At 62.9% G+C, this 26,163-nt stretch carries 22 protein-coding genes and 1 tRNA gene; 15 read left to right on the top strand and 8 right to left on the bottom strand.

The genetic code is table 11. From position 1 onward, the window contains the following. Positions 1-14 precede the first annotated feature (14 nt). Positions 15-1,292 carry a 5-aminolevulinate synthase gene (gene hemA / locus LB554_RS28045; protein WP_224588059.1) on the top strand — a complete coding sequence of 426 codons (1,278 nt, stop codon included), beginning with the start codon at positions 15-17 and terminating at the stop codon, positions 1,290-1,292. Between the two features lie 65 nt (positions 1,293-1,357). On the opposite strand, the gene LB554_RS28040 is transcribed toward hemA, so the two are convergent. Next, positions 1,358-2,524 (bottom strand): pyridoxal phosphate-dependent aminotransferase, encoded by a 1,167-nt coding sequence (locus LB554_RS28040; RefSeq protein WP_141906087.1) that lies wholly within the window; start codon positions 2,522-2,524, stop codon positions 1,358-1,360. Between the two features lie 109 nt (positions 2,525-2,633). Further along, a complete protein-coding gene (gene mscL / locus LB554_RS28035; RefSeq protein WP_015319245.1) occupies positions 2,634-3,056 on the bottom strand; it encodes a large conductance mechanosensitive channel protein MscL in 423 nt (140 codons plus the stop codon). A 241-nt stretch (positions 3,057-3,297) separates the two neighbouring features. Between mscL and LB554_RS28030 the strand changes: the two genes are divergently transcribed. Further along, on the top strand, positions 3,298-6,807 hold the full coding sequence (locus tag LB554_RS28030; RefSeq protein ID WP_224588058.1) for a NahK/ErcS family hybrid sensor histidine kinase/response regulator: 3,510 nt from the start codon (positions 3,298-3,300) through the stop codon (positions 6,805-6,807). A gap of 133 nt (positions 6,808-6,940) precedes the next feature. Here LB554_RS28030 and LB554_RS28025 read toward each other — a convergent pair whose 3' ends face one another. Together LB554_RS28025 and LB554_RS28020 are read right to left on the bottom strand one after the other, a co-directional pair. Further along, positions 6,941-7,600, bottom strand: coding sequence for a response regulator transcription factor (locus tag LB554_RS28025; protein WP_015319247.1), 660 nt, complete (start codon positions 7,598-7,600; stop codon positions 6,941-6,943). Positions 7,601-7,722: 122 nt separating this feature from the next. After that, positions 7,723-8,157 carry a hypothetical protein gene (locus LB554_RS28020; protein WP_015319249.1) on the bottom strand — a complete coding sequence of 145 codons (435 nt, stop codon included), beginning with the start codon at positions 8,155-8,157 and terminating at the stop codon, positions 7,723-7,725. Between the two features lie 107 nt (positions 8,158-8,264). On the opposite strand from LB554_RS28020, the gene LB554_RS28015 reads away from it, so the two are divergent. Then, positions 8,265-8,615: a DUF952 domain-containing protein gene (locus LB554_RS28015; RefSeq protein ID WP_224588050.1), complete on the top strand. Its 351-nt coding sequence runs from the start codon at positions 8,265-8,267 to the stop codon at positions 8,613-8,615. Then, positions 8,612-9,691 carry a quinone-dependent dihydroorotate dehydrogenase gene (locus tag LB554_RS28010; protein WP_224588048.1) on the top strand — a complete coding sequence of 360 codons (1,080 nt, stop codon included), beginning with the start codon at positions 8,612-8,614 and terminating at the stop codon, positions 9,689-9,691. The genes LB554_RS28015 and LB554_RS28010 overlap by 4 nt, the downstream gene beginning before the upstream one ends. On the opposite strand, the gene LB554_RS28005 is transcribed toward LB554_RS28010, so the two are convergent. Beyond that, positions 9,684-11,024, bottom strand: a complete 1,341-nt coding sequence (locus LB554_RS28005; RefSeq protein WP_140614730.1) for an MATE family efflux transporter — start codon at positions 11,022-11,024, stop codon at positions 9,684-9,686. The genes LB554_RS28010 and LB554_RS28005 overlap by 8 nt on opposite strands. Before the next feature lie 132 nt (positions 11,025-11,156). Between LB554_RS28005 and LB554_RS28000 the strand changes: the two genes are divergently transcribed. After that, on the top strand, positions 11,157-12,059 hold the full coding sequence (locus LB554_RS28000; RefSeq protein ID WP_224588046.1) for a histone deacetylase: 903 nt from the start codon (positions 11,157-11,159) through the stop codon (positions 12,057-12,059). Between the two features lie 3 nt (positions 12,060-12,062). Here LB554_RS28000 and LB554_RS27995 read toward each other — a convergent pair whose 3' ends face one another. Then, positions 12,063-12,326, bottom strand: coding sequence for a DUF6460 domain-containing protein (locus LB554_RS27995; RefSeq protein ID WP_023770995.1), 264 nt, complete (start codon positions 12,324-12,326; stop codon positions 12,063-12,065). Between the two features lie 342 nt (positions 12,327-12,668). Between LB554_RS27995 and LB554_RS27990 the strand changes: the two genes are divergently transcribed. The 5 genes from LB554_RS27990 (at position 12,669) to LB554_RS27970 (ending at position 17,939) form a co-directional block, all read left to right on the top strand. Next, positions 12,669-13,697: a glycosyltransferase family 2 protein gene (locus LB554_RS27990; RefSeq protein WP_224588045.1), complete on the top strand. Its 1,029-nt coding sequence runs from the start codon at positions 12,669-12,671 to the stop codon at positions 13,695-13,697. A 13-nt stretch (positions 13,698-13,710) separates the two neighbouring features. Further along, positions 13,711-14,187 carry a GtrA family protein gene (locus LB554_RS27985; RefSeq protein WP_224588043.1) on the top strand — a complete coding sequence of 159 codons (477 nt, stop codon included), beginning with the start codon at positions 13,711-13,713 and terminating at the stop codon, positions 14,185-14,187. Then, positions 14,184-15,674, top strand: a complete 1,491-nt coding sequence (locus LB554_RS27980) for a hypothetical protein (protein WP_140614734.1) — start codon at positions 14,184-14,186, stop codon at positions 15,672-15,674. Before LB554_RS27985 ends, LB554_RS27980 begins: the two co-directional genes overlap by 4 nt. 207 nt (positions 15,675-15,881) lie before the next feature. Next, positions 15,882-17,813, top strand: coding sequence for an acyltransferase family protein (locus tag LB554_RS27975; RefSeq protein WP_140660689.1), 1,932 nt, complete (start codon positions 15,882-15,884; stop codon positions 17,811-17,813). Between the two features lie 52 nt (positions 17,814-17,865). Continuing rightward, positions 17,866-17,939, top strand: a tRNA-Gly gene (locus tag LB554_RS27970). Positions 17,940-18,005: 66 nt separating this feature from the next. Here LB554_RS27970 and LB554_RS27965 read toward each other — a convergent pair. After that, positions 18,006-18,767 carry a Stf0 family sulfotransferase gene (locus LB554_RS27965; RefSeq protein ID WP_140614736.1) on the bottom strand — a complete coding sequence of 254 codons (762 nt, stop codon included), beginning with the start codon at positions 18,765-18,767 and terminating at the stop codon, positions 18,006-18,008. A 363-nt stretch (positions 18,768-19,130) separates the two neighbouring features. Here LB554_RS27965 and LB554_RS27960 point away from each other — a divergent pair, with 363 nt between their 5' ends. Next, complete coding sequence (locus tag LB554_RS27960; protein WP_181171003.1) at positions 19,131-19,397, top strand: hypothetical protein; 267 nt, start codon at positions 19,131-19,133, stop codon at positions 19,395-19,397. Positions 19,398-19,482: 85 nt separating this feature from the next. Here the strand turns inward: LB554_RS27960 and LB554_RS27955 are convergent, their stop codons facing one another. Further along, on the bottom strand, positions 19,483-20,472 hold the full coding sequence (locus tag LB554_RS27955; RefSeq protein WP_140722844.1) for a LysR family transcriptional regulator: 990 nt from the start codon (positions 20,470-20,472) through the stop codon (positions 19,483-19,485). Between the two features lie 291 nt (positions 20,473-20,763). On the opposite strand from LB554_RS27955, the gene chvE reads away from it, so the two are divergent. The 4 genes from chvE to araD1 all read left to right on the top strand — a co-directional run bounded on the left by chvE (position 20,764) and on the right by araD1 (position 26,014). Beyond that, the gene (chvE, locus tag LB554_RS27950) at positions 20,764-21,834 is read left to right on the top strand and encodes a multiple monosaccharide ABC transporter substrate-binding protein (RefSeq protein WP_015319282.1); all 1,071 of its coding nucleotides are present in this window, start codon (positions 20,764-20,766) and stop codon (positions 21,832-21,834) included. 163 nt (positions 21,835-21,997) lie between these two features. Continuing rightward, a complete protein-coding gene (gene mmsA, locus LB554_RS27945) occupies positions 21,998-23,530 on the top strand; it encodes a multiple monosaccharide ABC transporter ATP-binding protein (RefSeq protein ID WP_224588042.1) in 1,533 nt (510 codons plus the stop codon). Further along, the gene (gene mmsB, locus LB554_RS27940; RefSeq protein WP_224588040.1) at positions 23,527-24,819 is read left to right on the top strand and encodes a multiple monosaccharide ABC transporter permease; all 1,293 of its coding nucleotides are present in this window, start codon (positions 23,527-23,529) and stop codon (positions 24,817-24,819) included. Before mmsA ends, mmsB begins: the two co-directional genes overlap by 4 nt. A gap of 202 nt (positions 24,820-25,021) precedes the next feature. Then, positions 25,022-26,014: an AraD1 family protein gene (gene araD1, locus LB554_RS27935; protein ID WP_015319285.1), complete on the top strand. Its 993-nt coding sequence runs from the start codon at positions 25,022-25,024 to the stop codon at positions 26,012-26,014. Positions 26,015-26,163: the final 149 nt, after the last annotated feature.

The raw sequence follows: 26,163 nt of genomic DNA, 5'->3' as shown, positions 1-26,163 counted from the left end.
ATTGGGAAGTCGACATGAACTATCAGCGGTTTTTCGAGGAAGCGATCGATCAGCTCCATGCCGAGCGTCGCTACCGCGTCTTCGCCGACCTGGAGCGTATCGCGGGCAAGTTTCCGCGCGCCGTCTGGCGTTCCAACGGCCGCGCCGAGGAAATCACCGTCTGGTGTTCCAACGACTATCTCGGCATGGGCCAGCATCCTGACGTGATCGCCGCATTCCAGAACGCGGCCGGCAAGATGGGATCGGGCGCCGGCGGCACCCGCAACATTTCCGGCACGTCCAACCCGCTGGTCGAGCTCGAGCATGAGCTGGCCGACCTGCACGGCAAGGAAGCCGCCTTGGTATTCACCTCCGGCTTCGTCTCCAACGAGGCCTCGATCTCGACCATAGCGCGGCTTTTGCCCAATTGCCTGATCATCTCGGACGAACTGAACCATGCCTCGATGATCGAAGGCGTGCGGCGCTCGGGCGCCGAGAAAAAGATCTTCCGCCACAATGACGTCGCGCATCTGGAAAGCCTGCTGCAGACCGCGGGGCGCGAACGCGCCAAGCTGATCGTCTTCGAAAGCGTCTATTCGATGGATGGCGACATCGCGCCGATCAAGGAGATCGTCGAACTCGCCGAACGCTACAACGCCATGACCTATATCGACGAGGTCCACGCCGTCGGCATGTACGGACGGCGCGGCGGCGGCATCACCGAGCGCGAAGGCCTGGCCGACCGCATCGATATCATCGAAGGCACGCTGGCCAAGGCGTTCGGCACGCTGGGCGGCTACATTACCGGCACCAGCGCCGTCATCGACGCGGTGCGCTCCTACGCGCCGGGCTTCATCTTCACCACCGCGCTGCCGCCGGCGATCGCCGCGGCCGCCACCACCTCGATCCGTCACCTGAAGCGCTCGCAGGCCGAGCGCGACGCCCAGCAGCAGCAGGCGAGCCGAACCAAGCAGATCCTGTCGGCGGCCGGTCTGCCGGTGATGGAATCGCCGACACATATCGTGCCGGTACTGGTTGGCGATCCTGAACTCTGCAAGATGGCGAGCGACCGCCTGCTCGGCGTCCACGGCATCTACATCCAGCCGATCAACTACCCGACGGTGCCACGCGGTACCGAACGGTTGCGCATCACGCCGACGCCGTTCCATTCCGATGCGCTGATCGCCGAACTGCAGGACGCGTTGGTCGAAACCTGGGACGCGCTCGGCATCCCCTTCGGTTCGGCGGGACGGCCCTCAGTGACCAAGAGCGACCGCATCATTCCACTGCTGGTGCCCAAGTCGGGCGGCTGAAGCCCGTTTGAAACTCTACTCCGACGGCCAGCTGACGCGGCTTTCAATTCGGGCTTCGTCAGAGTTCAGACAGTCTTCATCCACCTTGCCAGCCGGTTTGCCGCATCCTCGAGCTGGTCGAGCCGGCGGTGGAAGCACAGCCGCAGGAACGCTTCGCCACCGGGCCCGAAGGCGGTGCCGGGCGCCAGGCCGACATTGGCCTTGTCGACGATTTCGAAAGCGGCTGCCCGCGAGTCCGTGATGCCGTCGACGGTGAAGAACAGGTAAAATGCGCCCTGCGGCACGGTGAAGCGCGCCTTGCCGGTTTCGCCCAGAATGCCGCAGACCAGGTCGCGCGCTTGCCTCGCCCGCTCCACCTGTTCGGCGACGAAGGCATCGCCCTCGTCGAGCGCCGCGACCGCGCCGCGCTGCATGAACTGGGCCACGCCCGAGTTCGAATACTGGATCAGGTTCTCGAACACCTGCTGCAGGCTTGGATGCGTCTTGATCCAGCCGACGCGCCAGCCGGTCATCGCCCAGTTCTTGGAGAAGCTGTTGACGAACAGGATGCGGTCTTCCGCCTCCGCGATGTCGAGGAAGGACGGCGCGCGGCCGTGACCATAGTGGAACAGCGAATAGATCTCGTCGGCGATGATCCACAGGCCCTTGGCGCGGGCGAGATCGAGGATCGCCCGCAAGGTCTCGTGATCGGCGGTCCAGCCGGTCGGATTGGACGGCGTGTTGATGAACAACGCCTTCGTGCGCGGTGTGACCGCCGCCGCTATTTTCTCGACGTCGCATGACCAGCCATTTCCGGAATGGTCGAGCGTGACCGGCACCGGCACGGCACCCGCGATGGCGGCGGCGGCGTCGAAATTCGGCCATGCTGGCGACAGGTAGATCACCTCGTCGCCGGCTCCCGCAAGCGCGTCGAGCGCCAGCTGGATGGCATGCATGCCGGAGCCGGTGACGATGAATTGCTCCTCGGCGAAGGTCTTGGCGAAGTGCCTTTCGTAGTAGCGTGCCAGCGCCTGCCTGAGATCGGGAATGCCCCTCTGCCAGGTGTAGAACGTCTCACCGCCGGCCAACGCCTTCGACGCCGCATCGGTGATGAAGGACGGCGTCGGCAGGTCGCCCTCGCCGGCCCAAAGCGGGATCAGGCCTTCGCGCAATCTGCCATAGTTGACGACGGCGACGATACCGCTTTCGGGCGCGGCCAGGGCCTCGGGGCGCAGGGTCTGGATCAAGGTCATGGGCAGGTCCATTGTCTCGGGGCGTTCGCAGGTGCTGTTTACCAGATGCGAAAACAGAAAACCCCGGCCGCGAACGACCGGGGTTTTGGTCCAGAAGAACCCTATCCGTCTATCGCCTGGCCAGCAGATCGCGGATTTCGGTCAAAAGCTGCACATCGGCCGGCGGTGGCGCGGCCGCTGGAGCCGGCTTTTCCCTTTCCAGGCGCCTGCGCATGTTGTTCACGGCCTTGACCATGAGGAAGATGATGAAGGCTAGGATGATGAAATTCAGCACCACGGTGATGAAGCTGCCATAGGCAAAAACAGCACCTTGCTTTTTGGCTTCCGCCAGCGAGGTGGCGTTGACGGCCGAGGAAAGCCCAAAGAAGTAGTTGTTGAAGTCCAAGCCGCCGAAGATCGCTCCGACAATCGGCATGATGATGTCGTTGACCAGGGAATCGACGATCTTGCCGAAGGCAGCGCCGATGATGACGCCGACGGCCAAGTCCATCACATTGCCCTTGGAAATGAATTCCTGGAATTCTTTCAGCATTCGACCCTCCTTATCATGGCGGGCCGCGCAGCCGTCCCATCCCGGAAGCACCGCCCCGGCGACACCATAACAAAAACCTCAAGTTGCAACATGGGCAAAAAGGAGAAAACCACCGGTTTCGCCTTACCCTGCGTTACCTCTTTGAAATCAGGTGCCCAAAGCCGTGATGGACTTGGCGCCCAAGCTGTGATTGCGTCTGACCCGGCCAGGTGAAAATCGGCACAGGGAGGATCTTGCCGGCGTGCAGGGCTTGTTCATCGTCATCATCGCGATCGCCTATGTGACGCTGCTGTTCGCCATCGCCAGCCTGGGCGACCGCCGCTCGGCCTTGTCAGGGCCCAGCAGGGCGCGACCTTTCATCTATGCGCTCAGCCTTGCCATTTACTGCACGTCCTGGACCTTCTTCGGCTCGGTCGGCCTTTCCTCCGAACGCGGCCTCGAGTTCCTCGGCATCTATACCGGCCCGGTGCTGGTGTTCGTGTTCGGCTTTCCCTTGCTCAACCGCATCGTGCGGCTGGCCAAGACCGAGAAGATCACTTCGGTCGCCGACTTCCTCGGCGCCCGCTACGGCAAGAGCTTCACCGTGGCAGCCATCGCCACGCTGATCGCCACGATCGGCGCCGTGCCCTATATCGCGCTGCAATTGAAGGCGATCTCCGGCTCGGTCAGCCTGATGGTCGAGCATTATACGGGCTCGCCGCCGTCCTTCGATCCGTTCGTCAGCGACATCTCGCTGGTCGTCGCCATGCTGCTTGCGCTGTTCGCGGTCCTGTTCGGCACGCGCCACGCCGATGCCACCGAACACCAGGATGGGCTGGTGCTGGCGGTGGCGGTGGAGACCGTGGTCAAGCTCGCCGCCTTCCTGGCCATCGGCCTGATGGTCACCTTCCTGATCTTCGGCGGCCCCGGCGACATGTTCGACCGGCTGGCCGAGAATGGCCAGGTGCGGCAGGCAATGGGCTATTCGACATCGCTGGCCACCTGGCTGGTGCTGACGTGCCTGAGCGGCTTCGCCATCATCCTTTTGCCGCGGCAGTTCTACGTCACCATCGTCGAGAACCGCAGCGAGGCCGAACTGCGCACCGCGACCTGGGTGTTCCCGCTGTATCTCGTGGCAATCAACCTGTTCGTGCTGCCGATCGCCTTTGCCGGCCTGACGCTGGTCGGCGCGAGGACGAGCAGCGACCTTTACGTGCTGTCGCTGCCGCTGTTCAGCGGCCACGATTTCCTGGCCATGGCCGCCTTCATCGGCGGCTTGTCGGCGGCAACCGCCATGGTCATCGTGGAGAGCGTGGCGCTGTCGATCATGATCTCCAACGACCTGATCATCCCGCTGTTCGTGCGCCGGCTGTTGCGGACGACCACCTCCGAGAACGAGGATTGGTCGACGCTCATCCTCAATGTGCGGCGGGCGTCGATCTTCATCCTTTTGTTCATCGCCTTTCTCTATTATCGCGAGAGCACCAACAGCGCCCGGCTGTCTTCGATCGGCCTGATGTCCTTCGCCGCGATCGCGCAGTTCGCCCCTGCCCTGATCGGTGGGCTGATCTGGCGCGGCGCCAATGGCCGGGGTGCGGCACTCGGCATGGTCGCCGGCATCCTGGTCTGGGGCTATACGCTGCTGGTGCCGTCGCTCGTCGCGCCCGATACAGGCATCATCGTCCACGGACTGTTCGGCTTCGAGGCACTGCGGCCGCAGGCACTGTTCGGCACTGTCGCCGAGCCGCTGAACCACGGCGTGCTGTGGAGCCTTTCGGTCAACGCGCTGTTTTTCGTCTTCGGCTCACTGTCGCGCGCGTCGGTACCGCTGGAGCGCATCCAGGCATCGATCTTCGTGCCGCGCGAAGCCGGACCGATGCCGAGCCTGCGCCGCTTCCGCACCGCCATCACCGTCAATGACCTCAAGGATACGATCGCACGCTATCTCGGCGTCGAACGAACCGAGCGGTCGTTTCAATCCTTCGAGAAGAGCAATGGTACCTCGCTGCATGGCAACGAGCAGGCCAGCATGGACGTCATCCGCTTTTCCGAGCAGCTTTTGGCCAGCGCCGTCGGCTCCTCCTCGGCACGGTTGATCCTGTCGCTGCTGTTCCGGCGCCACGACCGCGAATCCCGCGACGCCTTCCGCCTGCTCGACGACGCCACGGAAGCGCTGCAGCACAACCGCGACCTGCTGCAGATCGCGCTGGACCAGATGGAGCAAGGCATTACCGTCTTCGACCGCGATTTCCGGCTGATCTGCTGGAACCGCCAATACCGGGCGCTGTTCGACCTGCCCGACGAGATGGGCCAGGTCGGCGTTTCGCTCGACCAGATCCTTCGCCATCTGGCCGAACGCGGCGACATTCCCGCCGACCAGCGCGTGACGATGCTCAACCGGCTGACCAGCTTCGTCAGCCCCTGGCAGATGGAGCTGAAGACCAGCGGCCGCATCCTCGAACTGCGCTCCAACCCGATGCCTGACGGCGGCATCGTCGCCACCTATGCCGACATTTCCGGCCGCGTCGAACAGGATCTCGCGCTGAAAAGCGCCAATGAATCCCTGGAGCAGCGCGTCAGGACCCGCACCATCGAACTGACTGGGGTCAACGAGGAATTGACCCGGGTCAACGAGGAACTGGCGCAGGCCCAGATGCTCGCCGAGGAGGCCAATCTCGGCAAGACGCGCTTCCTTGCCGCCGCCGGTCACGACATCCTGCAGCCCCTGAACGCCGCCCGGCTCTATTGCTCCTCGCTGATCGAGAAGGCCGGCAAGGGTCCGGCCGGCAAGGCGGCCATCAACATCGAATCTTCGCTGGAATCGGTCGAGACCATTCTCGGCGCCGTGCTCGACATTTCGCGCCTCGATGCCGGCGCCATGAAGCCGGACGATACCGCCTTCAACCTCGACGGCCTGCTCAGCCAGATCGGCAATGACTTTCGACCGATGGCCGCAGCAAAGAAGCTCGAGCTGACCATCATTGCATCCTCACTGACCGTGATGACGGACCGCAACCTGTTGCGCCGCCTGATCCAGAACCTGGTTTCCAATGCCATCAAGTACACCCGCCAGGGCCGCATCCTGGTCGGCGTGCGGCGGCGCGGCGAACTGGCGGAAATCCAGATCATCGACACCGGCATTGGCATCGCCGGTGACAAGCTGAACACTGTCTTCCATGAGTTTACCCGACTGGACGAAGGCGCACGCGAAGCAGAAGGTCTTGGTCTTGGCCTGTCCATCGTCGACCGTATCGCCAGGGTGTTGCGGCTTGAGATCCGTATCTTCTCCAACCCGGGCAAGGGCACGCGCTTTTCCGTCATCCTGCCCGTGGCGGCCGCCCAGGTGCCGCGACGCGAGGTCGAGACCAGGGCGCCGGCCCGCGCGGCGGCTTCGCTCTCCGGCCTGCATGTGCTGTGCATCGACAATGACATCCGTATCCTCGAGGGCATGCGGCTGCTGCTCGAGGGCTGGGGCTGCAATGTCGCCACGGTGACCGGCTCGGAGGATCTGGAGAGGGCCGCGATCGACCATCCGGACATCGTGCTTGCCGACTACCATCTCGACCGCGAAACCGGTCTCGATATCATTATCAGGCTGCGAGCCACTCACGGCGACGACCTGCCGGCCGTGCTGGTCACGGCCGACCGTTCCAACGAGGTACGAGCAGCCGCGGCAGGCCTCGACATCCCGATGATCAACAAGCCGTTGAAGCCGGCGGTGCTGCGTTCCATGATGGCCAGGTTCAGGCCGATGGTGCGGGCGGCGGAGTGACGTCGAAGCGCCTGAATCAGGCCTGGTGCTCCAGGGTTTCGAGATAGGCGCAGAACATGTCGGCGAGCGCATCGGAACAGGTCGATGCGGCGAGCCGAAGTTAAAAGTTCCGACTGAGCCAAGCAGCCGGCGCTCAGCCCGCCGGCTGCAGCGGGTCGCTGCCTATCTTGGACAGCAGGATCACCGCCTGGGTGCGACTGTCGACGCCGAGCTTTTGCAATATGGCCGAGACATGCGCCTTGATCGTCGCCTCGGAGACGCCGAGTTCATAAGCGATCTGCTTGTTGAGCAGGCCCTCGGCCAGCATGCCGAGCACGCGGGTCTGCTGCGGGGTCAACGTCTGCAATCGTTTGATCAGGTCCGATATTTCGGGATCGCGTTCGACGCCGAGATCGACGCCGACAGGTGCCGCGATATCGCCGGCAAGCACCGACTGCACGGCGCCGCGGATTTCCTCCATGCTGGCCGACTTGGAGATGAAACCGGAGGCGCCGAGATCGAGCGCACGCCGTATGGTCGCCGGGTCGTCATGCGCCGACACCACGACCAGCGGCACCGCAGGATGGATACCGCGCAACGAGATCAGGCCGGAGAGGCCGCTGGCGCCGGGCATCGACAGGTCGAGCAGCACCAGATCGACATCTTCATTGGCCACGACCAGCGCCTTGGCGCTTTCGAAATCACCGGCCTCATGGATGGCGGCGACATTGCCGATGCCGGCAAGCGCCTCGCGCAGCGCGCCGCGAAACAGCGGATGATCGTCGGCGATCACGAAAGAATAGCCTGACGGCAAATGTCCCTCCCCGAATCCCCGATTTACTGCTTTTTGCGGGATCAGTTGGACGATTATGAGGGGCTGCGCACTGTTTTCAAGCGGCAAAGCCAGCGCGCCGCGTTTTCCCTCGTCTATGGCGCTCAGGTCTTCTGCGAGTTGGGCCGGGCGCCGTCGCCGCTGTCCTTGTCCATATCCTTGACGATGCCCATGAAGCTCTTCAGGAAGCGCTCCATGTAGCTCATCGTCGTGTTGAAATCCTCCTCGCTCGGCAGTTTCGATTCGAGACGGGCGGAGAGCGAATTCTCCAGCTTGGTGACGCGCTCGTCCATCGCCTTCATCGAGGCCTGCAAGCGATCGACCTCGTCCTGGTAGGCGGCGCGTTCGTCGGCCGCCATCTTGCAGACGAGCTGGCCCGAACGCTCCTCGCAGATCGACATCGCGCCGGTCTGCGTATCCATGCGGATATAGCCGGTGGCCGACTTTTCCAGCCGGTAGCGGTCCGTTTCTTCCGAATAAGCTGAAGCCGCGACCAGCGAAACGAGCGCGGCGGGGATCAAAATGTGCTGCAGACGCATGTTGTCCTCCATGGCCAAGGCCTCAAATATCGCATGTTTGCGCCGGAAATGGGGAAGACCCTTGGCGTGGCCTTCCCCGCGCGACTGGTTCGGATTATAGCGCAACCATGTCACAGATTATCTACAAGATAACTCCGCAAGCGCCTTGGCGCGAGGCCGAAGCCAAAGGCCGCTTCGCCGGAGCGCCGATCGACACCGCCGACGGCTTCATCCATTTTTCGACGGCGGCGCAGGCCAGGGAAACCGCGGCAAAGCATTTCCAGGGCCAGACCGACCTTCTGCTGGTCGCCGTCGACGGAAACCGCCTGGGTGATGCGCTGAAATACGAAATATCGCGCGGCGGCGCGCTGTTTCCGCACCTCTACGGCGTGCTTGACCTGAAAGCGGTGCTCTGGGTCAAGCCGCTGCCGCTTGGGGCCGACGGTACCCACCAGTTCCCAACCCTGGAGGGGCAATGAGCGTGCTCGACCGGATCGGCCAGAAACTGCTGTTCACCTTCGATCCGGAAACCGCGCATGGCTTGTCGATCGCGGCACTGCGCTGCGGCCTGCCGGGCGGTGCGCGGACGGTACGCGATACGAGGCTGAAGGTCAGCCTTTGCGGTCTCGATTTCCCGAACCCACTTGGCATGGCGGCTGGCTACGACAAGAACGCCGAAGTACCCGACGCGCTGCTTGGCCTCGGCTTTGGCTTTGCCGAAGTCGGCACGGTGACGCCGCTGCCGCAGGCCGGCAACCCGAAGCCGCGCATCTTCCGGCTGACATCGGATGAAGCTGTCATCAACCGGCTGGGCTTCAACAATGAGGGCCATGCGGCCGCCGAAAAAAGGCTTGTGGCGCGGTTGGGGCGCGGCGGCATCGTCGGCGTCAACATTGGTGCCAACAAGGACAGCACCGACCGCGTCGGCGACTATGAGAGCGGCGTTTCCCGCTTTGCTCCTTATGCCAGCTATCTCACCGTCAACATTTCCTCGCCCAATACACCAGGCCTGCGCACCATGCAGGCGCGCGAGCAGCTCGGCGAATTATTGTCCCGGGTCAGGGCCGCGCGCACTGCAGCGTCCGCGCAGCCGCCGATCTTCCTCAAGATCGCGCCTGACCTGGTCGAGGCCGAGCTGGAGGATATCGCCGCCGAGGTCATCGAAAAGCAGATCGACGGCATCATCGTTTCCAACACAACCATTTCCCGCCCGGCGCTGCGCAGCGAGGATGCCGCGCGGGAGACAGGCGGGCTTTCGGGAAAGCCGCTATTCGAGCGCTCGACCATCGTGCTGGCCAGGATGCGCAAGCTGCTCGGGCCCGAAATGGCCATCATCGGTGTCGGCGGTGTCAACTCAATGGAGACGGCTCTGGAAAAGATCCGCGCCGGCGCCGATCTCGTCCAGCTCTACACCGGCATGATCTATGGCGGACCGGCGCTGCCGGGCCGGATCGTCGCCGGAATGGCACGTTTTGCCGAGACGGAAAAACTCAGGTCGATGCGCGAGTTGCGCGACAGCCATCTCGACCGATGGGCGTCGAAGCCGCTCAGCTGAACGCGGTTTGCATCCGCAGCCGCAGAATTGTCAGCAGGCTCAATCCACGCACCAGCAGAAAGACGTGCAGCGCCGCCCACAGGCCGTGATTGCCGAAGGCGGGCGCCAGCGTGATCAGCGCGGCGGCAAAGGCGAGGAATGACAAGAGCATCATGTTGCGCATGTCGCGCGACCAGGTCGCGCCGATGAAAACACCATCCATCTGGAAGGCGAGCACACCGCTCAGCGCGGTGAACGCGGCCCAAGGCAGGTATGTGTCGGCCACGGCGCGGACCTGCTGCGACGTCGTTACGACGGCAATCAGGTTGGTGCCGGCCATGAGCAGCACCAGAGTCGCGGCACCGGCCAGACCAAGGCCCCAGAACAGGGTCAGCCGCACCGCCTGCCGGAAGGGCTGTTCGGAGCGCGCGCCGACGGCGCGGCCGGCGAGTTGTTCGGCGGCGGTGGCGAAACCGTCGAGGAAATAGCCGGCGACGAGAAAGAAGTTCATCAGCACCGCATTGGCGGCCAGCGTCACCGTGCCGAACTGCGCGCCCTGGCGGGTGAACAGCGCGAAGGCGGCGAGCAGCGAGAACGAGCGGATCATGATGTCGCGGTTGAGCGACAGCATGCGCAGGAAGGCGCCCATATCGAGCAGGCGCTGCCGAGGCAGGGGCGGGGTGGATCGGAACCGGCGAACCACGATCGCGAGACCAAGCAGCATGGCGAGGAATTCGCCGGTGACGGTTGCCCAGGCGACGCCGGAAACACCCCAGCCGAGCTCAAGGCCGAGCAGGAAGCACAGCGCGATGTTGGTGCCGTTCAGCACCAGTTGGAGGATTAAGCCGAGCCCGCCCTCGCCGCGCCCCAGCACGTAGCCGAGGATGGCGTAGTTGATCAGCGAGAACGGGGCGGCAAGCAGCCTGATCCTGATGTAGACACCCATCGCGTCGCTGACGCGTGGCCCGGCGTCCATGAACCACCGGCCGCCAACGGCGATGAGCGGTGAAAGCGCTGCCAGCACGACACCGGCAACGACCGCGATCAGCACGGCGCGCCAGAACACCGCCTGTTCCTCCAGCGCGTCTCCACGCCCGAAAGCCTGGGCGACGAGGCCGGTGGTACCCGAGCGCAGAAAATTGAAGGTGGTGAAGACGACGTCGAAAGCCAGCGCGCCGGCGGCCAGGCCGCCAAGCAAGGCGGCGTCACCGAACTGGCCGACAACAGCCGTATCGACGAGGCCAAGCAGCGGCGTCGTCAGATAGGCGAGCGTCATCGGCACGGCGATGGCAAGCACCGACCGGTTGGTGACGGAAAACGCCCTGGCTTCGGTTGGGATGGCGCCCTTGTCCAAAGGATTGCTGCCTTGCTGATTTGCGGCTTGATCGGGGAACCGATGTGCCCCATTTTCCGGCCGCCGCGCAATCGCCCTTCCGCGGCGGCCAACCGAAATCCCGCTCTGGCGCGAAACCGTCCGATCCAGTTCATGCCCCTGCAGATCGTCCACCATCCCGACTACGACGCCGGCTTCGCGACCAGCCATCGCTTTCCGATGAGCAAATATCCGCTGCTGATGGAGGCCTTGCGAGCACGCGGCCTGGCCGGAGCCGGGGCGCTCAACACAGCCGAACCCGCGCCTGCGTCGTGGCTTAAGCTCGCCCATGCGGCAGATTATGTCGAGCAGGTTCTCGGTTGTTCGGTCCCGGAAAAAATCGAGCGCGAGATCGGCTTTCCGGTCGGCCCGCGCGTCTCGTTGCGCGCGCAGCTTGCCGCCGGTGGCACGGTGGCGGCGGCGCGGCTTGCCCTGCGTCACGGCATCGCCTGCAACACCGCCGGCGGCAGCCATCACGCGCGGCGCGCGCAAGGCGCCGGCTTCTGCACTTTCAACGACGTCGCCGTCGCCTCGCTGGTGCTGCTTGAGGAGGGCGCGGCACACAGTATCCTGGTGGTCGATCTCGACGTGCACCAGGGCGACGGCACGGCGGATATTCTGGGCGACGAGCCGCGCGCCTTTACCTTCTCCATGCATGGCGAGCGCAACTACCCCGCGCGCAAGATCGCCTCCGACCTCGACGTCGCCCTGCCCGACGGCACGGGCGACGCCGCCTATGTCGAAAGGCTCGATACCATCCTGCTGGAGCTGTCGGCCCAGGCGCGTTGGGACATCGTCTTCTACAATGCCGGCGTCGACGTCCATGCCGAGGACCGGCTCGGCAGGCTGTCGCTTTCCGACAAAGGCCTGCGCGCCCGCGACAAGATGGTCATCGGCCATTTCCGGGCGCTCGGCATTCCCGTCTGCGGTGTCATCGGCGGCGGCTATTCCACCGATGTGCCGGCACTTGCCGCGCGCCACGCCATCCTGTTCGAGGTCGCATCGGATTATGCCTGAAGGTCACTTCCGGTAGTTGGCGATCCTGAGCAGGATGAAGGCTGGCACGACGATCGCGGCACCGAGCAGGATGTAGCCGAGGAAACGGTCGATGGCGTGGAAGCCGAGATTCCATAGATCAATGAAGAACTTCTGGATGCCGTAGAACACGTCCATCGGCGACCAACCGAAAGCGTTCATAACCAGGCCGACGAGAAAGGATACCACTAGCAGCTTCAGAATAATCCTGAGCGGCGAGTCGCCGAGAAAGCGCGTCAGTGCGGACAAGGCCGTCTCCCGATTGAGATGCCCCGACTCATGGGCACGGCGCAGAGATACGTGCTTGGCGGCCATCCATCAAGCCGCCAGGGGCCGGTGCGGGGGAATTGATAAGCCGCGGCAGATGTTGGGCGCCATCGGGAGGGCGCTCTGCTCTGCCGCAGCTGGTGAAAGCCGGATCCTGGCGGGCTCATGGCGCGGTGCCCGCATCCGCATGGAACTGCCGGTTCGTTCGTGACACGTGCCATCGGCGCCGCCAAAAGCGTGGCGGCCGCGCGACCCCGGCTTACCTGTTTTCTGTTTTCTAACCAATTGCCGCTATTGCCATTCCAAAGCGGGAGCCAGGCTTTGGTGGGAACGGGAAAAATCGGCGCGCACCGCGCACCCATATTGTCGGTCGTCGTGCCTTGCTACAATGAGCGCGACGGCGTGGCGGAGCTTCATCGACGCGTCAGCGCGGCATGCCTCGAGCAAAGCCTCTCCTACGAGGTCGTGCTCGTCATCGATGGAGCGACCGACGGAACCCGTGAGGCCGTTTTCGAACTGGCCGAAAAAGACGACCATGTGGTCGCCATCGACCTTGCCCGCAACTACGGCCATCAGATCGCCTTGAGCGCCGGGCTGGAATTCTGCCGCGGCCAACGCATCCTCATTCTCGACGCCGACCTTCAGGATCCGCCCGAACTGCTTGGCGCGATGATGGCGAAGATGGATGAAGGCTTCGACGTGGTCTACGGCCAAAGGGTAAAACGGGAGGGCGAAAGCTGGTTCAAGCTGGCCTCCGCCTCGATGTTCTACCGCCTGCTCGGCCGGATGGTCGATGTCGAGATCGCGCCGGACTCCGGAGATTTCCGGCTGATGAGCCGGCGCGCGCTGGACCATCTGATCGCGATGCCCGAACGCTACAGGTTTATTCGCGGCATGGTGAGCTGGATCGGGCTGAGGCAGGCCGCCTTTCCCTATGAACGGCAGCGGCGCTTTGCCGGCGCAACGCACTACCCGCTGAAGAAGATGGTTCTTCTGGCGGTCGACGCCATGACCAGCTTTTCGATCGTGCCTTTGCGCTTCGCTTCGCTGCTGGGCATGATGTTCGGCCTGCTCGGCCTGGTCGTGCTTGGCTATACGCTGTTCGAATGGTCTATCGGCAATGTTCTGCCGGGCTGGACGAGCCTTGCCGCGATCATGCTTATCCTGGGCAGCGTCCAGCTTCTGGTGCTGGGCATTTTCGGCGAGTATCTCGGCCGCATGTACATGGAGACGAAGCGGCGACCGCTTTATTTCGTCAGCGAAATCGTTTCACGAAGCCAGGCGGCGGCCGAGGACCAGGACCTGCCGGTCCACCGCCTCCAGGAAATAGTGAAACGGGCGGCGCGTCGTTGAGGTAGGGTCGACCGTGGGTAACGGGCACGCCATGGGCGGGATATGGTCGGCTGTTCCGGCCGGCTTTTCGCGGATGCTGCGGTTTGGCGCGGTCGGGCTGCTCAACACGGCGCTGGGCTATTGTCTTATCCTGGCCGGGCTGAAGCTGGGCCTTGGCGACATCGCCGCCAACATGACCGGCTATGCCGGCGGCCTTGTCCTTGGCTTCTTCCTCAACCGCCGCTGGACCTTCGGCCGCGCGGGCGGTTTTCGCTCCGGCACGGCCGTGCGGTATGCGCTTGCCTTCGTTGTGGCTTATACCGCAAACCTGACGATAGTGGTCGCCGCCATGTCCGCCGGCATCGTCGAAAATCCGTTTGTCCACCTGGCGGGAAACTGCCTCTACTCGGTCCTCTTCTATCTCGGCTCGGCCCGTTTCGTCTTCGTCGGCGCGGCAAAGGACACTGTCTTGGTCGCGATCGACATGAAATCCCCTGGAGCGGCGACATGAACAAGGTCGAGGCAATCGTTCCAGTGTTCTCGCCGCTCGAGGACGCACAGCGCGCCAGGCTGATATTCTGCCTGATCGGCGCCGGTGTCATGGCGACGGTTCTGGCAACCTTTGCCAGCGCAACCCTGCAGGACCCCGACAGCTGGTGGCATGTCAAGGTGGGGCTGGATTTCCTGGCAAACGGAACGCTTCCGACCGTCGACACGTATTCCTACACCTTCGCCGGCCAACCGTGGATTGCCAAGGAATGGCTGGGGCAGGTTCTGCTGGCCCTTGCCTACAGCGCGGGTGGCTGGAACGGCGTCGTCACGCTGATCATCGGCACGATCTGTCTCGCGGTCTTCCTGTCGGGATGGTTCCTCAGCGCGCACCTGAAACCGGTCCTGGCCGTAGCGCTGGCATTCGTCGCGGCCTTCCTGATCAGCCCGATCTATACGGCGCGCCCGCATGTCTTTACCTTGCCGATCATCGTCGTCTGGACGACGATGCTGTTTCGTGCCGCGCAGGACGAGAAGGCGCCGCCGCTCTGGCTGCTCGGTCTGGTCGTATTGTGGGCGAACCTGCATGCCACGTTCACCCTGAGCTTCATCATCGCCGCCTTCGCCGGCCTCGATCTCCTGGCGCGCACCGGCCTGTCGAAACCCGCACTTTTGGCGAAGTGGGTGGCGTTTGGCCTGCTCTGTCCGTTGGTCAGCCTGATACACCCTTATGGCGTGCAGGCCATCCTGGCCACGCTCACCGTCGCCTATGGCAATGAGGCGGTGCCTCTGATCCTGGAGTGGCGGCCGTTCAATGCCCAGGAACAGGTCCTCCAGGAAGCCGCGATACTGCTGGCCTTTTTCGGGCTTCTGACATCGAGGCTACGGATCGGCTGGGCGAAGGCGTTGTTCATCGTCTTCACCTTGCACGTCTACCTTTCGCATCTGCGGTTCGTCTATCTGTTCTTCCTGCTTGTTCCCCTGGTGGTCGCGGTCGAGGTCGCGCGCCAATATCCCGCCCTGTCCGCAGGCGCCTGGCTGAAAGAAGAGCGCGATGGACTGGAAAAATTCTTCGCCAGCCGATTCCATCTGCTCGGCGGCGCGACGGCGGTGTCGCTGGTCGTTGCGATGCTTGGGCTCAACAATGCCTACCAGGTCGCGCCGAGCCCGAAGACATCAGCCAGCGGCGCCCTTGCGTTCGCCAGGGATCACCACCTCGCAGGCAATGTGCTGAATTCCTACAATTTCGGCGGCACACTGATTTTCCACGACATCAAGACCTATGTCGACGGCAGGACGGACCAACTGTTCCTGGGCGGGTTCACGAAAGCGGATGAGGCGACGGGGCAGACGGGCGGAAAACCACTGCTCGAGGCGCAGTTGAAGAAATACGCCATCGGCTGGGCACTGCTTACAGCCGCGGATACCCGCATCCCCTTCTTCGCCGAGTTGGGCTGGAAGCGGGTCTATGCCGATGACTATGCCGTGATCTACCTGCCGGCAACCTGATCGGGCGCTTCCAAACCGGCTGCGCCGGCGTCCAAAGCATGGCGTTCCGGCTTGACACTCATGTTGCAGTGCAGCAAAATCGTTTCGCAGAGGAGAGCCTGTGAACCCCACGGCGTCACGATTTTTCGCACAACCAAGGCATCGTCGCATGAGCGGCGTGGCATGCTTCGCACGAGATCGGCGGGCCGCGAGCCGCGGACTGTCCGAATGAACTACAGGCGCGACATCGACGGCCTGCGGGCCGTTGCCGTGCTGCCCGTGGTGCTCTTTCATTTTGGCGTGTCCGCCATCCCAGGGGGATTCACCGGCGTCGATATTTTCTTTGTCATATCGGGCTATCTGATCAGCGGCAGCTTGCTGGATGATCTCGAGCGCGGCCAGTTTTCGATAGGCCGCTTCTACTGGCGCCGCGCACGGCGCATCCTGCCGGCGCTGACCTTCGTCATCCTGCTTGCAAGCATCGCGGCATGGTTCATCCTCCTGCCGTCGGACCTGCACGAGTTCAGCCTCAGCGTGATCGCTGCCTCGACCTTCTGGTCGAACATCTATTTCTGGAAGACGACGAACTATTTTTCGATCGACGCCGAACTGCGGCCGCTGCTGCACACATGGTCGCTTTCGGTCGAGGAACAGTACTACATCTTCGCGCCGATCCTGGTTTATCTGATCTATCGCTATGCCTCGAAGCGCTGGCTGACGATACTTCTGCCCATCACCATCGGCAGTTTTGCCCTGGCGGTGATGGCGACCACGCTGGCGCCGACCGCCGGCTTCTACCTGCTGCCGACACGCATCTGGGAACTGGCGCTGGGCGCCATGCTGATGCTGAAAAGGCCACCGCCACTTGCCAGCCGGCCGGCGACGGAACTGATCGGCTTGGCCGGCTTTGCACTGCTCGGCTTCGGCTTCCTGACGATCTCGGAGAGCGACCCGTTTCCGGGCTATAACGCCCTGTTTCCCTGCGTCGGAACGGCCCTGCTGATCTATGCGGGCCAGAACCATGCGAACCGACCCGTGCCCCTCGCCACGCGTGTGCTTCAGTTCGCCCCGATGGTCTGGATCGGCCTCATCTCCTATTCGCTCTACCTTGTTCACTGGCCGATCAACTCCTTCGTCCACTACCTCTCGCTGAAGGCCATCTCGGTGCCGATGATCGTCGCGATGACGGTGGCCAGCGTCGCCCTGGCGACCTTCTCGTGGAAATATGTCGAGCAGCCTTTCCGGCGGAAGCGGGCCTTCACCGCCCCGTTGCCGATCTTCGCCTTTTCGGCGACGGCGATCGCCCTGCTGTGTGTCGGCGGTCTGGCCGGTGTGCTGGGCAAGGGCTTTCCGCAGCGGTTCCCGGATTTCTCGACGCAACGGATCCTGGTGGGCGACTGGCGCAACGGTGTCTGCTTCAATGAGGGTGCGAGCCGGATCGAGGATTGGAACCTTGCCGACTGCACGCGCACGCACGGCTTTGCCACCAATGTGCTGCTGTGGGGCGATTCCTTCGCGGCTCACTACGTATCGGGCCTGGAAGCCAACGCGCAGAAAATCCAGGCCAACGTCGTCCAATATACCTATGCCGGCTGCCCACCCAACCTGAGCTATTTTTCCTATGCCCGGCCGGCCTGCACCCGCTTCAACGAACGGGCGCTGTCGATCATCCGCGATGCCAACATCCAGGCGGTGATCCTGAGCGGTCGATGGACCGACTACCAGGCCAGGGGCTTCGACGGCCTGCAGACGACGATCGACCGGCTGCGCGACATGGGTGTCAAGGTCTATGTCATCGGCCAGTCTCCGGAGTTCATCGCCGACGTCCAGAAGATCGCTTTCTTTGCAAAACACGAGGGCGCCGCGAATACATCCTGGCCGATGGCCATGGATCCCGACATCAACAAGCAGGTGCAACTCTTCGCCAACGGCGCGACCTTCATCGACCCGCTCACCTATCTGTGCGACGCAACCGGTTGCTCCTATGCGGATGCCGGCAGCAAGCAGTTTCTCTATTTCGACTATGGCCATTTCTCTTCCGCCGGCGCGACGCTGGCCATCTCGAAATACTGGCCGAGCTTCGCCGCCGGCGGCGAAGTCGCAAAGGCCAGGGAACCAACGCCGACCGTCACCGGTGAGCTGGCGAAGCCCGCCTTGTGAGACCGGTTTGCGATTGCCCGAGGCCATGCCGTCATGATAACGAGGCTGCAGCGCGGGTATGATGTAATGGTAGCCTGTCAGCTTCCCAAGCTGAACGCGCGGGTTCGATTCCCGCTACCCGCTCCAGCTTGATGCGAAAAGCCGATTGCCTAGCCCGGCCCCTGTCCGATTGGCAGCACTATCGGGATTCGCCTAGGCCTGTCCGGTTAGCATCTGCTTCTTGAGGAGGAACCGGGCGAGATTGTTGATGTTCCGCGGCGCCACCTTCCTGGGCAGATGCGCCAGCAAGTCTTCCGATTTGACGTCGTTGCGGAACCGCTCCGCCCAATCTTCGGTGAGATCGTCCCGCTGCAGGCGTAAATTCGTTTCGAACTCTCCGTCCGGCATTTCAACCGACAACTGCCGGGCCACCGACGCAACGTACGGCCGAGGATCGTCCAACAAATCCTCATAAAAAAAGTGATCGTATGCCAGGTCGGCCAGCCGCAGGTAAGCTTCCCAGAAGGCATAGCTCTGCTCGATCAGGAAATAGGCCTGGCAGATGCCGGCGAAGTCGTATCGCGGAACCAGATCGGCGCCGTCCATCGTACTTTTCCAGTGCCCCGACGCCTTTGCCCGGCAATAGGAAATCGCCTGGCGAAGGCGGTCCCGCCGCTCCAACAGGACCAAGCCCATGGCATGGCGCCGGCTGCATTCAGCGAGGAAGTCAACTCCATATCTGGCCTGCGACCAGTGAAGATGCCGCGGAAACAGTTTCACGGCGAACGTGCCGTTTGCGGTTCCGCCGCGATCGATCACGGCGGACATCAGGTCATCGAAGGATTTCGGCTTGCACCCCAGATTGGCCGTATCGAGCCACTCGGCCGACTTGCCCAACAATCCCGTGCTGTTCGTGAGACTGCCAAGCCATTCGGAGCCGCTGCGGGCTTCGGTCAGTATGGCGACGCCCTTCATGCGTGCCGCTTCTCCGCGGCACGCATGATCTTGATTGCAGAATGCCGTTCTTCTTGGTGGTCCCTCGGCATGGTCAAAGCTCCGCTTTCAACAGGCTTCAACGGACAAAGGCTCATATGGTTCCGCCGATTCGGCGGCAGCTAGGCAAAAGTGCGAGTCCCAAACACGTTACAGTTGGGTAATCAACGCCGGACTTGAAGAGACTGAACACAGGTGCCGGCCACCTGCGGTGGCCGGCTTAGCGTCAGCAAGAAGAGATTACAGCCATACGCGGAGCCAGACGCGCTCGCGCCAGCAGCGGGTACGGCGGCGGCCATGGCGCCAGTAGCTGCGGCAAACTCGTCTCCAGCCGCGGCGACGCCCGTGGCGACGACGCCAGTAGCCATCGTGGCCATGATGGCGGCGAAAATGCCAGTCGCGATGCGAGACCTGCTCTACCTCGACCGCTTCATCCCCTTCGAAGACAGCCGGATCCGGCTTGTCCAGTTCATCGAGAATTCCGTTTCCCTGGGGAACACCGGCTACCGCGCGGCCGGGTCCGGCCACGCTCGCAAACGCCGCTGCCCCCGCGAGGCCAAGCATTCCAGTAAGAAACAACCGACGTTCCATAAAAACCTCCCGAGTTGTTAATCGTCGACACCTCGTTTCCTCGCCCGCAACGGGCTCCAGCGCGCATGCCGAACGGTTTGAACGCGCGGCAGCGGTTCTCGTTCCATCACCCCACTTCGCGCAGGATGAAATCATGCAGCATTTTGGCAGCCGGCGACAGTACGCGATTCCTGACGGTGATCAGGCTGTAAGGCCTGACCTCGATGTCGAATTCGGTTTGGACGACATCGATGGCGCCGGCAAGCCCGTCCGGGTTCTGGATGAACTTCGCCACCTGCACCGAGACCGGCGCGATGGCATCGGATTGCGCGACCATGACCAGCGTGAGCAGCAGCGAACTGGTGTTCAAGATCCGGTCCGGCAGCGCGATGTTGCGGTTCAGGAAGTTGCTCTCCATCGCTTGACGCAAGGGCGAACCGCCCGACTGGAACACCCAGTCATAGGCAGCGGTGTCTTCCAGCCGCACCACATTGCCTCCGGCGAGCGGGTGGCCGCGGCGCACGATCAGGCAGGCCTTCTCGACGCCGATCACACGGGATTCGAACAGTCGTGGATTGAGGTCGTCGGGAATGCGGGCGATGATGAAGTCGTGGCGCGAGCCGATCAGCTCGCGGGCGAGCACGTTCGACGTCTCGACCTGCATGGTGATCTCGATGCGCGGGTAGATGCGGCGGATTTCACGGATCGCCGGCACCGCCAATTCGATCGCCGGCGCGGTCACGGCGCCGAGGAACACCGAACCGCCCTTGCCAGCCTTGAGCTCGGCAATCTCGCGGTCGGCTTCGCGCATCTCGAGCAGGATCGAGCGGGCCCGCCTGGCAAGCGCCTGGCCATAGGGAGTGAGGGTCACTCCGCGCGGCAGCCGTTCGCACAGCTTCACGTCGAGCACCGCCTCCATCTCGGCGATCATGCGCGAAGCGGCCGGCTGGGAGATGTTCATGACCTGGGCCGCGGCGCTCACCCGTCCGTGATCGTCGAGGGCGGCGATCATGCGCATGTGGCGCAAGCTCAAACCACTGCGCAGGAGTGTCTCACCGTCTCCCGGGAGCTTCTCGTAACTTACTGGAATCGCATCCGGATCGCGCAATGCCGCCATGATCTCCAGCTTTCTCGCCGATTGCTTTCCGGATGCTAGATCATACCGGTTTCGGTATAGCAACCACCAAAGATCGCATTTGACAGTTATGGCAAAGGGACCCACCCTTCGCGCGTTCCGGGACGCAAGGGTCGGTAGCGATCAAAATCGTATCGATTGAAACTGCGTCGCGGAGCCGATTGGGAGGATACCGGAGATCGATAATGCCGACAGCGGCGCGTTTGCGCTCCTGTCTGGCTGCGCGGCCCGCGAAGCCCCGAGGTGTCGCGTCCATCAACCAGGGAGAGTAATGTGAAGATTATCAAGACGCTGGCCGCCGTGGCGGCCCTTGGCATCGCTGCCATGACCTATCAGGCGCACGCGGCCGACAAGGGTCTTGTCGGCGTGCTGATGCCGACCAAGACCTCGCAACGCTGGATCAATGACGGCGACGCCGTCAAATCCCAGCTCGAGGCGCTCGGCTACACTGTCGACCTGCAATACGCGCAGGACGACATCCCCAACCAGCTCAGCCAGCTGGAAAACGAAATCACCAAGGGTCCGAAGGCGCTGATCATCGCCTCGATCGACGGCACCACGCTGTCGGATGCGCTGCAGAAGGCCAACGACGCGGGCGTCGTTGTCGTCGCTTATGACCGCCTGATCAAGAAGACCAAGAATGTCGACTATTACACCACCTTCGACAATTTCGGCGTCGGCGTGATCCAGGCGAATTCGCTGGTCAAGGGCCTCAAGGAGCGCTTCCCGAATACCAAGCCGTGGAACGTCGAACTGTTCGGCGGCTCGCCCGACGACAACAACGCCTTCTTCTTCTACAATGGCGCGATCTCCGTCCTGCAGCCGCTGATCGACGACGGCTCGATCAAGATCAAGTCCGGCCAGACCGGCATGGACAAGGTCGGCACGCTGCGCTGGCTCGCCGCTACCGCCCAGGCGCGCATGGACAACCTTCTGTCGGCCAACTACTCGGACGGCAGCCGCGTCGATGGCGTTCTGTCGCCCTATGACGGCCTGTCGCGCGGCATCACCGCCTCGCTGCGCGCTGTCGGTTACGGCACCGACGCACAGCCCTGGCCGATCGTGACCGGTCAGGACGCCGAGACCGCCTCGGTCAAGCTGATCATCTCGGGCGAGCAGTACTCGACCGTGTTCAAGGACACCCGCGAACTGGCCAAGGCCACGGTGCAGCTGGTCGACAAGGTGCTCTCCGGCGGCAAGCCGGAAGGCCTCGACGAAAAGACCTACAACAACGACGTCAAGGTGGTTCCCTCGATCCTGCTGACGCCGCATGAGGTCGACAAGTCGAACTACCAGGCCCTGGTCGTCGACTCCGGCTACATCAAGGCCGAAGACCTGAAGTAATCCCGGTTACAAAGGCAGGGGTCCTGCGCGACGCAGGGCCCCTTTTCGTTCACAAGCGGCCCCGGTATTGTCTCTGCCGGCCTAGAGCCATTCCCGGAAAATTGCGCAGCGGTTTTCCGTCAGGAATCGCCTAAAAAAGAAAGTCTAGGAGGAGCTTGCCCTGATGACCTCGACGATTTTGGAGATGCGCGACATCACCAAGACGTTCCCCGGCGTGAAGGCGCTGTCGAACGTCAACCTCCGCGTCGAGGAAGGCGAAATCCATGCCGTGGTCGGCGAGAACGGCGCCGGGAAATCGACACTGATGAAGGTGCTTTCGGGCGTCTATCCCTCCGGCACCTATGATGGCCAGATCATCTTTCAGGGCCAGGAATGCCAGTTCAAGGGCATCCATGACAGCGAACACAAGGGCATCGTCATCATCCACCAGGAGCTTGCGCTGGTGCCGATGCTGTCGATCGCCGAGAACATTTTCCTCGGCAACGAGCACGCCAGATACGGCGTCATCGACTGGGACGCCAACGAGGCGCGCACGGCCGAGCTTTTGAAAAAAGTCGGGCTCAAGGAAGACCCCAAGACGCTGATCACCCATATCGGCGTCGGCAAGCAGCAGCTGGTCGAGATCGCCAAGGCGCTCAGCAAGGAAGTGAAGCTGCTGATCCTCGACGAGCCGACAGCATCGCTCAGCGAGAAGGACAGCCAGGCGCTGCTCGATCTATTGCTCGAGTTCAAGCGGCAGGGCATGACCTCGATCCTGATCTCCCACAAGCTCAACGAGGTGAACCGCGTCGCCGACAAGGTGACGGTGATCCGCGACGGGCGCACGATCGAGACATTGCCGAGGAAGGACATCAGCGAGGACCGCATCATCACCTCGATGGTCGGCCGATCCCTCGACGATCGCTACCCGCCGCGCGAACCTAGCATCGGCGACGTCATTTTCGAGGTCAAGGACTGGTCCGTCTACCACCCGATCCATGCCGAACGGCAAGTGATCAAGAGCATCGACCTCAAGGTGCGCAAGGGCGAAGTTGTCGGCATAGCGGGACTGATGGGCGCCGGTCGCACCGAATTCGCCATGAGCCTGTTCGGCCGCTCCTATGGCCGGCGCATCAGCGGCGAGGTGCTGCTCAACGGCAAGCCCGTGGACCTTTCCACAGTGGGCAAGGCCGTGCAGAACGGCATCGCCTATGTCACCGAGGACCGCAAGACCTATGGGCTGAACCTCATCGACCATATCAAGCACAATGTGACGCTGGCCAACCTCGGCGGCGTTTCCAGTGGCGGCGTGATCGACGATATGCGCGAAATGAGCGTCGCCAACGACTATCGCAAGAAGACCAATATCCGCGCCTCCAGCGTCTATCAGCTGACCGGCAACCTCTCTGGCGGCAACCAGCAGAAGGTGGTGCTGTCGAAATGGCTGTTCGCCGACCCGGAAGTCCTGATCCTCGATGAGCCGACGCGCGGCATCGACGTCGGCGCCAAGTACGAAATCTATACAATCATCGCCCGCCTCGCCGCCGAGGGCAAAGCGATCATCGTCATCTCGTCTGAAATGCCGGAATTGCTCGGCATCACCGACAGAATCTATGTCATGAACGAAGGGCGCATCGTCGGCGAAATGGCGGCAAGCGACGCCAGCCAGGAAAAAATCATGCGCGCCATTGTTCGCGGAGAAGGAAAAGCATCATGAGCACAGACAGCGCTCCCGCACCGCAAAGCGGCACCGCCGAGGACGTCAAGCAGGGTCCTCGCGTCGCCGTCTCGGCGCTGACGACGAACCTGCGCGAATACGGCCTGATCATCGCGCTGATCGTCATCATGCTGTTCTTCCAGTACACGACGTCGGGAACGCTGTTCAAACCGGTCAACCTCAGCAACCTGGTGCAGCAGAACTCGTTCATCATCGTGATGGCGCTCGGCATGCTGCTGGTCATCGTCGCCGGCTATATCGATCTCAGCGTAGGATCGGTCGCCGGCTTCATCGGCGCGCTTGCCGCCATGATGATGGTCATCTGGCCGCTCGGCATATTCAGCAATCCGCTCGTTGTCTCGATCGTCTGCCTCATCGTCGGCGGGTTGATCGGTGGCGCGCAAGGGTACTGGATCGCCTATCACCGCATACCAAGCTTCATCGTGACGCTCGCCGGCATGCTGATCTTCCGCGGCATCTGCCAGGCGCTGCTTGGCGGCGGCTCCTCGGTCGGCCCGCTTCCCGACAGTTTCAAGGCGCTGAGTTCCGGTTTCATCCCCGATGTGATCGGCCCGCTGACCCTGATCCCGCCGACGGTGAACGCGGCCGGCAAGACCGTTTTGGGCAGTGGCCTGACGCTTCACATGACGACAGTCGTGCTGGGCCTGATCGCGGTGCTCGCCTACGCCTATTTCGGCTTCAGGACGCGACGCAAGCGCGAACTCCACGGTTATGAGGCCGAGCCTTTCACCCTGTTCGTCATCAAGACCCTGGTCGGCAGCGCGCTGGCGCTCTTCCTGATCTTCCAGTTCGCGACCTATCGGGGCCTGCCGATCGTGCTCCTGGTGATGGGCGTGCTGATCTCGCTGTTCGTCTTCGTCACCAAGCGCATGACCATCGGCCGCCGCATCTACGCCATGGGAGGCAACGCCAAGGCGGCGCAACTGTCGGGCATCAACACCGAAAGGCTGACGCTCTGGGTGTTCGTCAATATGGGCGTTCTGTCGGCGCTCGGCGGGCTGATCATCGCCGCACGTCTCGGCCAGGCCGTGCCGGCCGCGGGCCTCGGCAGCGAGCTCGACGTGATCGCGGCCGTCTTCATCGGCGGCGCCTCGGCGATGGGCGGCGTCGGCCAGGTCATCGGCGCGGTGGTCGGCGGCTTCATCATGGGCGTGATGAACAACGGCATGTCGATCATGGGCGTCAATGTCGACTGGCAGCAGGTGGTCAAGGGCCTGGTGCTGCTCGGGGCCGTGATCTTCGACGTCTACAACAAGAACAAGGCTTGAGGGCTGGGGCGAGGACTAGGAGGCATACGGGTTCTAGATCGCGAAGCTGCCGGCAGCCCGTCGGCACCAAGAAGTCCGGGGAAGGACCAGGCTCGCGAACGCAATCCGGACGAAGCGTTTCAACCGTGGCGCGTTTCCGCGCCGCGCCGGTCAGGATTTGCCCATTGGCAGCCGGATACAGATAAATGAGAGAGGACTGATCATGCTGATCTCGCAGATTCTCGACGACGCCGAGACGATCCGTGTCGTTGCCCGCAGCGGCGGGAAGACCCGGATCATCAACGGGGCGCGCAGCGTCTATTCGCTGGCGATGGAGGCTGCCCGCACCGGCGTCGGCCTGGCCGCCCTGATCGAACGCAAGGGGCTTGGCGAGACGATCGATCTCGACGCCGCCTACAAAAGGGGGCGCCTGCTGTCGCCGATCAATCACCCCGACCCGGCGCATCTGCACCTGACCGGCACCGGGCTGACGCATCTGGGGTCGGCCGCGACGCGCGATTCCATGCACAAGAAGCTCAGCACCGACGGCGAGGAGCAACTCACCGATTCCATGAAGATGTTCCGCATGGGACTGGAAGGCGGCAAGCCCGCGAAAGGCCAGGTCGGCGTGCAGCCGGAATGGTTCTACAAGGGCAACGGGACCATGGCGGTCGCGCCTGGCGCGGCGCTCATGTCGCCGGCCTTTGCCAAGGATGCCGGCGAGGAACCCGAGGTCGCCGGCATCTATGTCATCGGCGATGACGGGGCGCCATTCCGCGTCGGCTTCACCTTGTCGAACGAATTCTCGGACCATGTGACCGAGCGCGTCAACTATCTCTTCCTCGCCCATTCCAAGCTGCGCAATGCCTCCTTCGGCCCGGAGATCCTGATCGGAGACCTGCCTTCGGACATCCGCGGCACGTCGCGTATCCTGCGCGACGGCAAGGCATTGTGGGAAAAGCCCTTCCTGTCGGGTGAAACGAACATGTCCCACACCATCGCCAATCTCGAACACCACCACTTCAAATATTCGGCCTTCCGCCAGCCTGGCGACGTGCATGTGCATATGTTCGGCACAGCGACGCTATCCTTCGCCGACGGCATCAAGACGGAAGCCGGCGACGTGTTCGAGATCGAGGCCGGGGATTTCGGACTGCCGCTGCGCAACCCGCTCGAGATCGAGAAGCCGGTGAAGGTGTCGGTGAAGGCGCTTTGAATCCATGAGCGCGTGATTCCCCCTCTCGTGGGGAATGGCTGGCAAGCCAGAGCGGGGCGCTGTCCCGCCGATCTAGAGTCTTTCATGTTTTGATGGCAGCGTATCCAGCATTCGCGAAGTAGTTGCCGCATTCTTCAGGCTCGATCGTT

It is taken from the genome of Mesorhizobium sp. CO1-1-11 (genome assembly GCF_020164995.1).
Classification (GTDB): Bacteria; Pseudomonadota; Alphaproteobacteria; order Rhizobiales; family Rhizobiaceae; genus Mesorhizobium; species Mesorhizobium australicum.
Note: the sequence above shows the minus strand (reverse complement) of the source record. Positions and strands in the feature narration are given on the sequence as shown.

Coding starts and splice junctions, on each gene's coding strand:
- LB554_RS28015 (WP_224588050.1), top strand. CDS start 8,265: ATGTCACAGATTATCTACAAGATAACTCCGCAAGCGCCTTGGCGCGAG.
- LB554_RS27975 (WP_140660689.1), top strand. CDS start 15,882: ATGAACTACAGGCGCGACATCGACGGCCTGCGGGCCGTTGCCGTGCTG.
- LB554_RS27980 (WP_140614734.1), top strand. CDS start 14,184: ATGAACAAGGTCGAGGCAATCGTTCCAGTGTTCTCGCCGCTCGAGGAC.
- hemA (WP_224588059.1), top strand. CDS start 15: ATGAACTATCAGCGGTTTTTCGAGGAAGCGATCGATCAGCTCCATGCC.
- LB554_RS27965 (WP_140614736.1), bottom strand. CDS start 18,767: ATGAAGGGCGTCGCCATACTGACCGAAGCCCGCAGCGGCTCCGAATGG.
- araD1 (WP_015319285.1), top strand. CDS start 25,022: ATGCTGATCTCGCAGATTCTCGACGACGCCGAGACGATCCGTGTCGTT.
- mmsA (WP_224588042.1), top strand. CDS start 21,998: ATGACCTCGACGATTTTGGAGATGCGCGACATCACCAAGACGTTCCCC.
- mmsB (WP_224588040.1), top strand. CDS start 23,527: ATGAGCACAGACAGCGCTCCCGCACCGCAAAGCGGCACCGCCGAGGAC.
- LB554_RS28040 (WP_141906087.1), bottom strand. CDS start 2,524: ATGACCTTGATCCAGACCCTGCGCCCCGAGGCCCTGGCCGCGCCCGAA.
- LB554_RS28000 (WP_224588046.1), top strand. CDS start 11,157: ATGCCCCTGCAGATCGTCCACCATCCCGACTACGACGCCGGCTTCGCG.
- mscL (WP_015319245.1), bottom strand. CDS start 3,056: ATGCTGAAAGAATTCCAGGAATTCATTTCCAAGGGCAATGTGATGGAC.
- LB554_RS28020 (WP_015319249.1), bottom strand. CDS start 8,157: ATGCGTCTGCAGCACATTTTGATCCCCGCCGCGCTCGTTTCGCTGGTC.
- LB554_RS27955 (WP_140722844.1), bottom strand. CDS start 20,472: ATGGCGGCATTGCGCGATCCGGATGCGATTCCAGTAAGTTACGAGAAG.
- LB554_RS28010 (WP_224588048.1), top strand. CDS start 8,612: ATGAGCGTGCTCGACCGGATCGGCCAGAAACTGCTGTTCACCTTCGAT.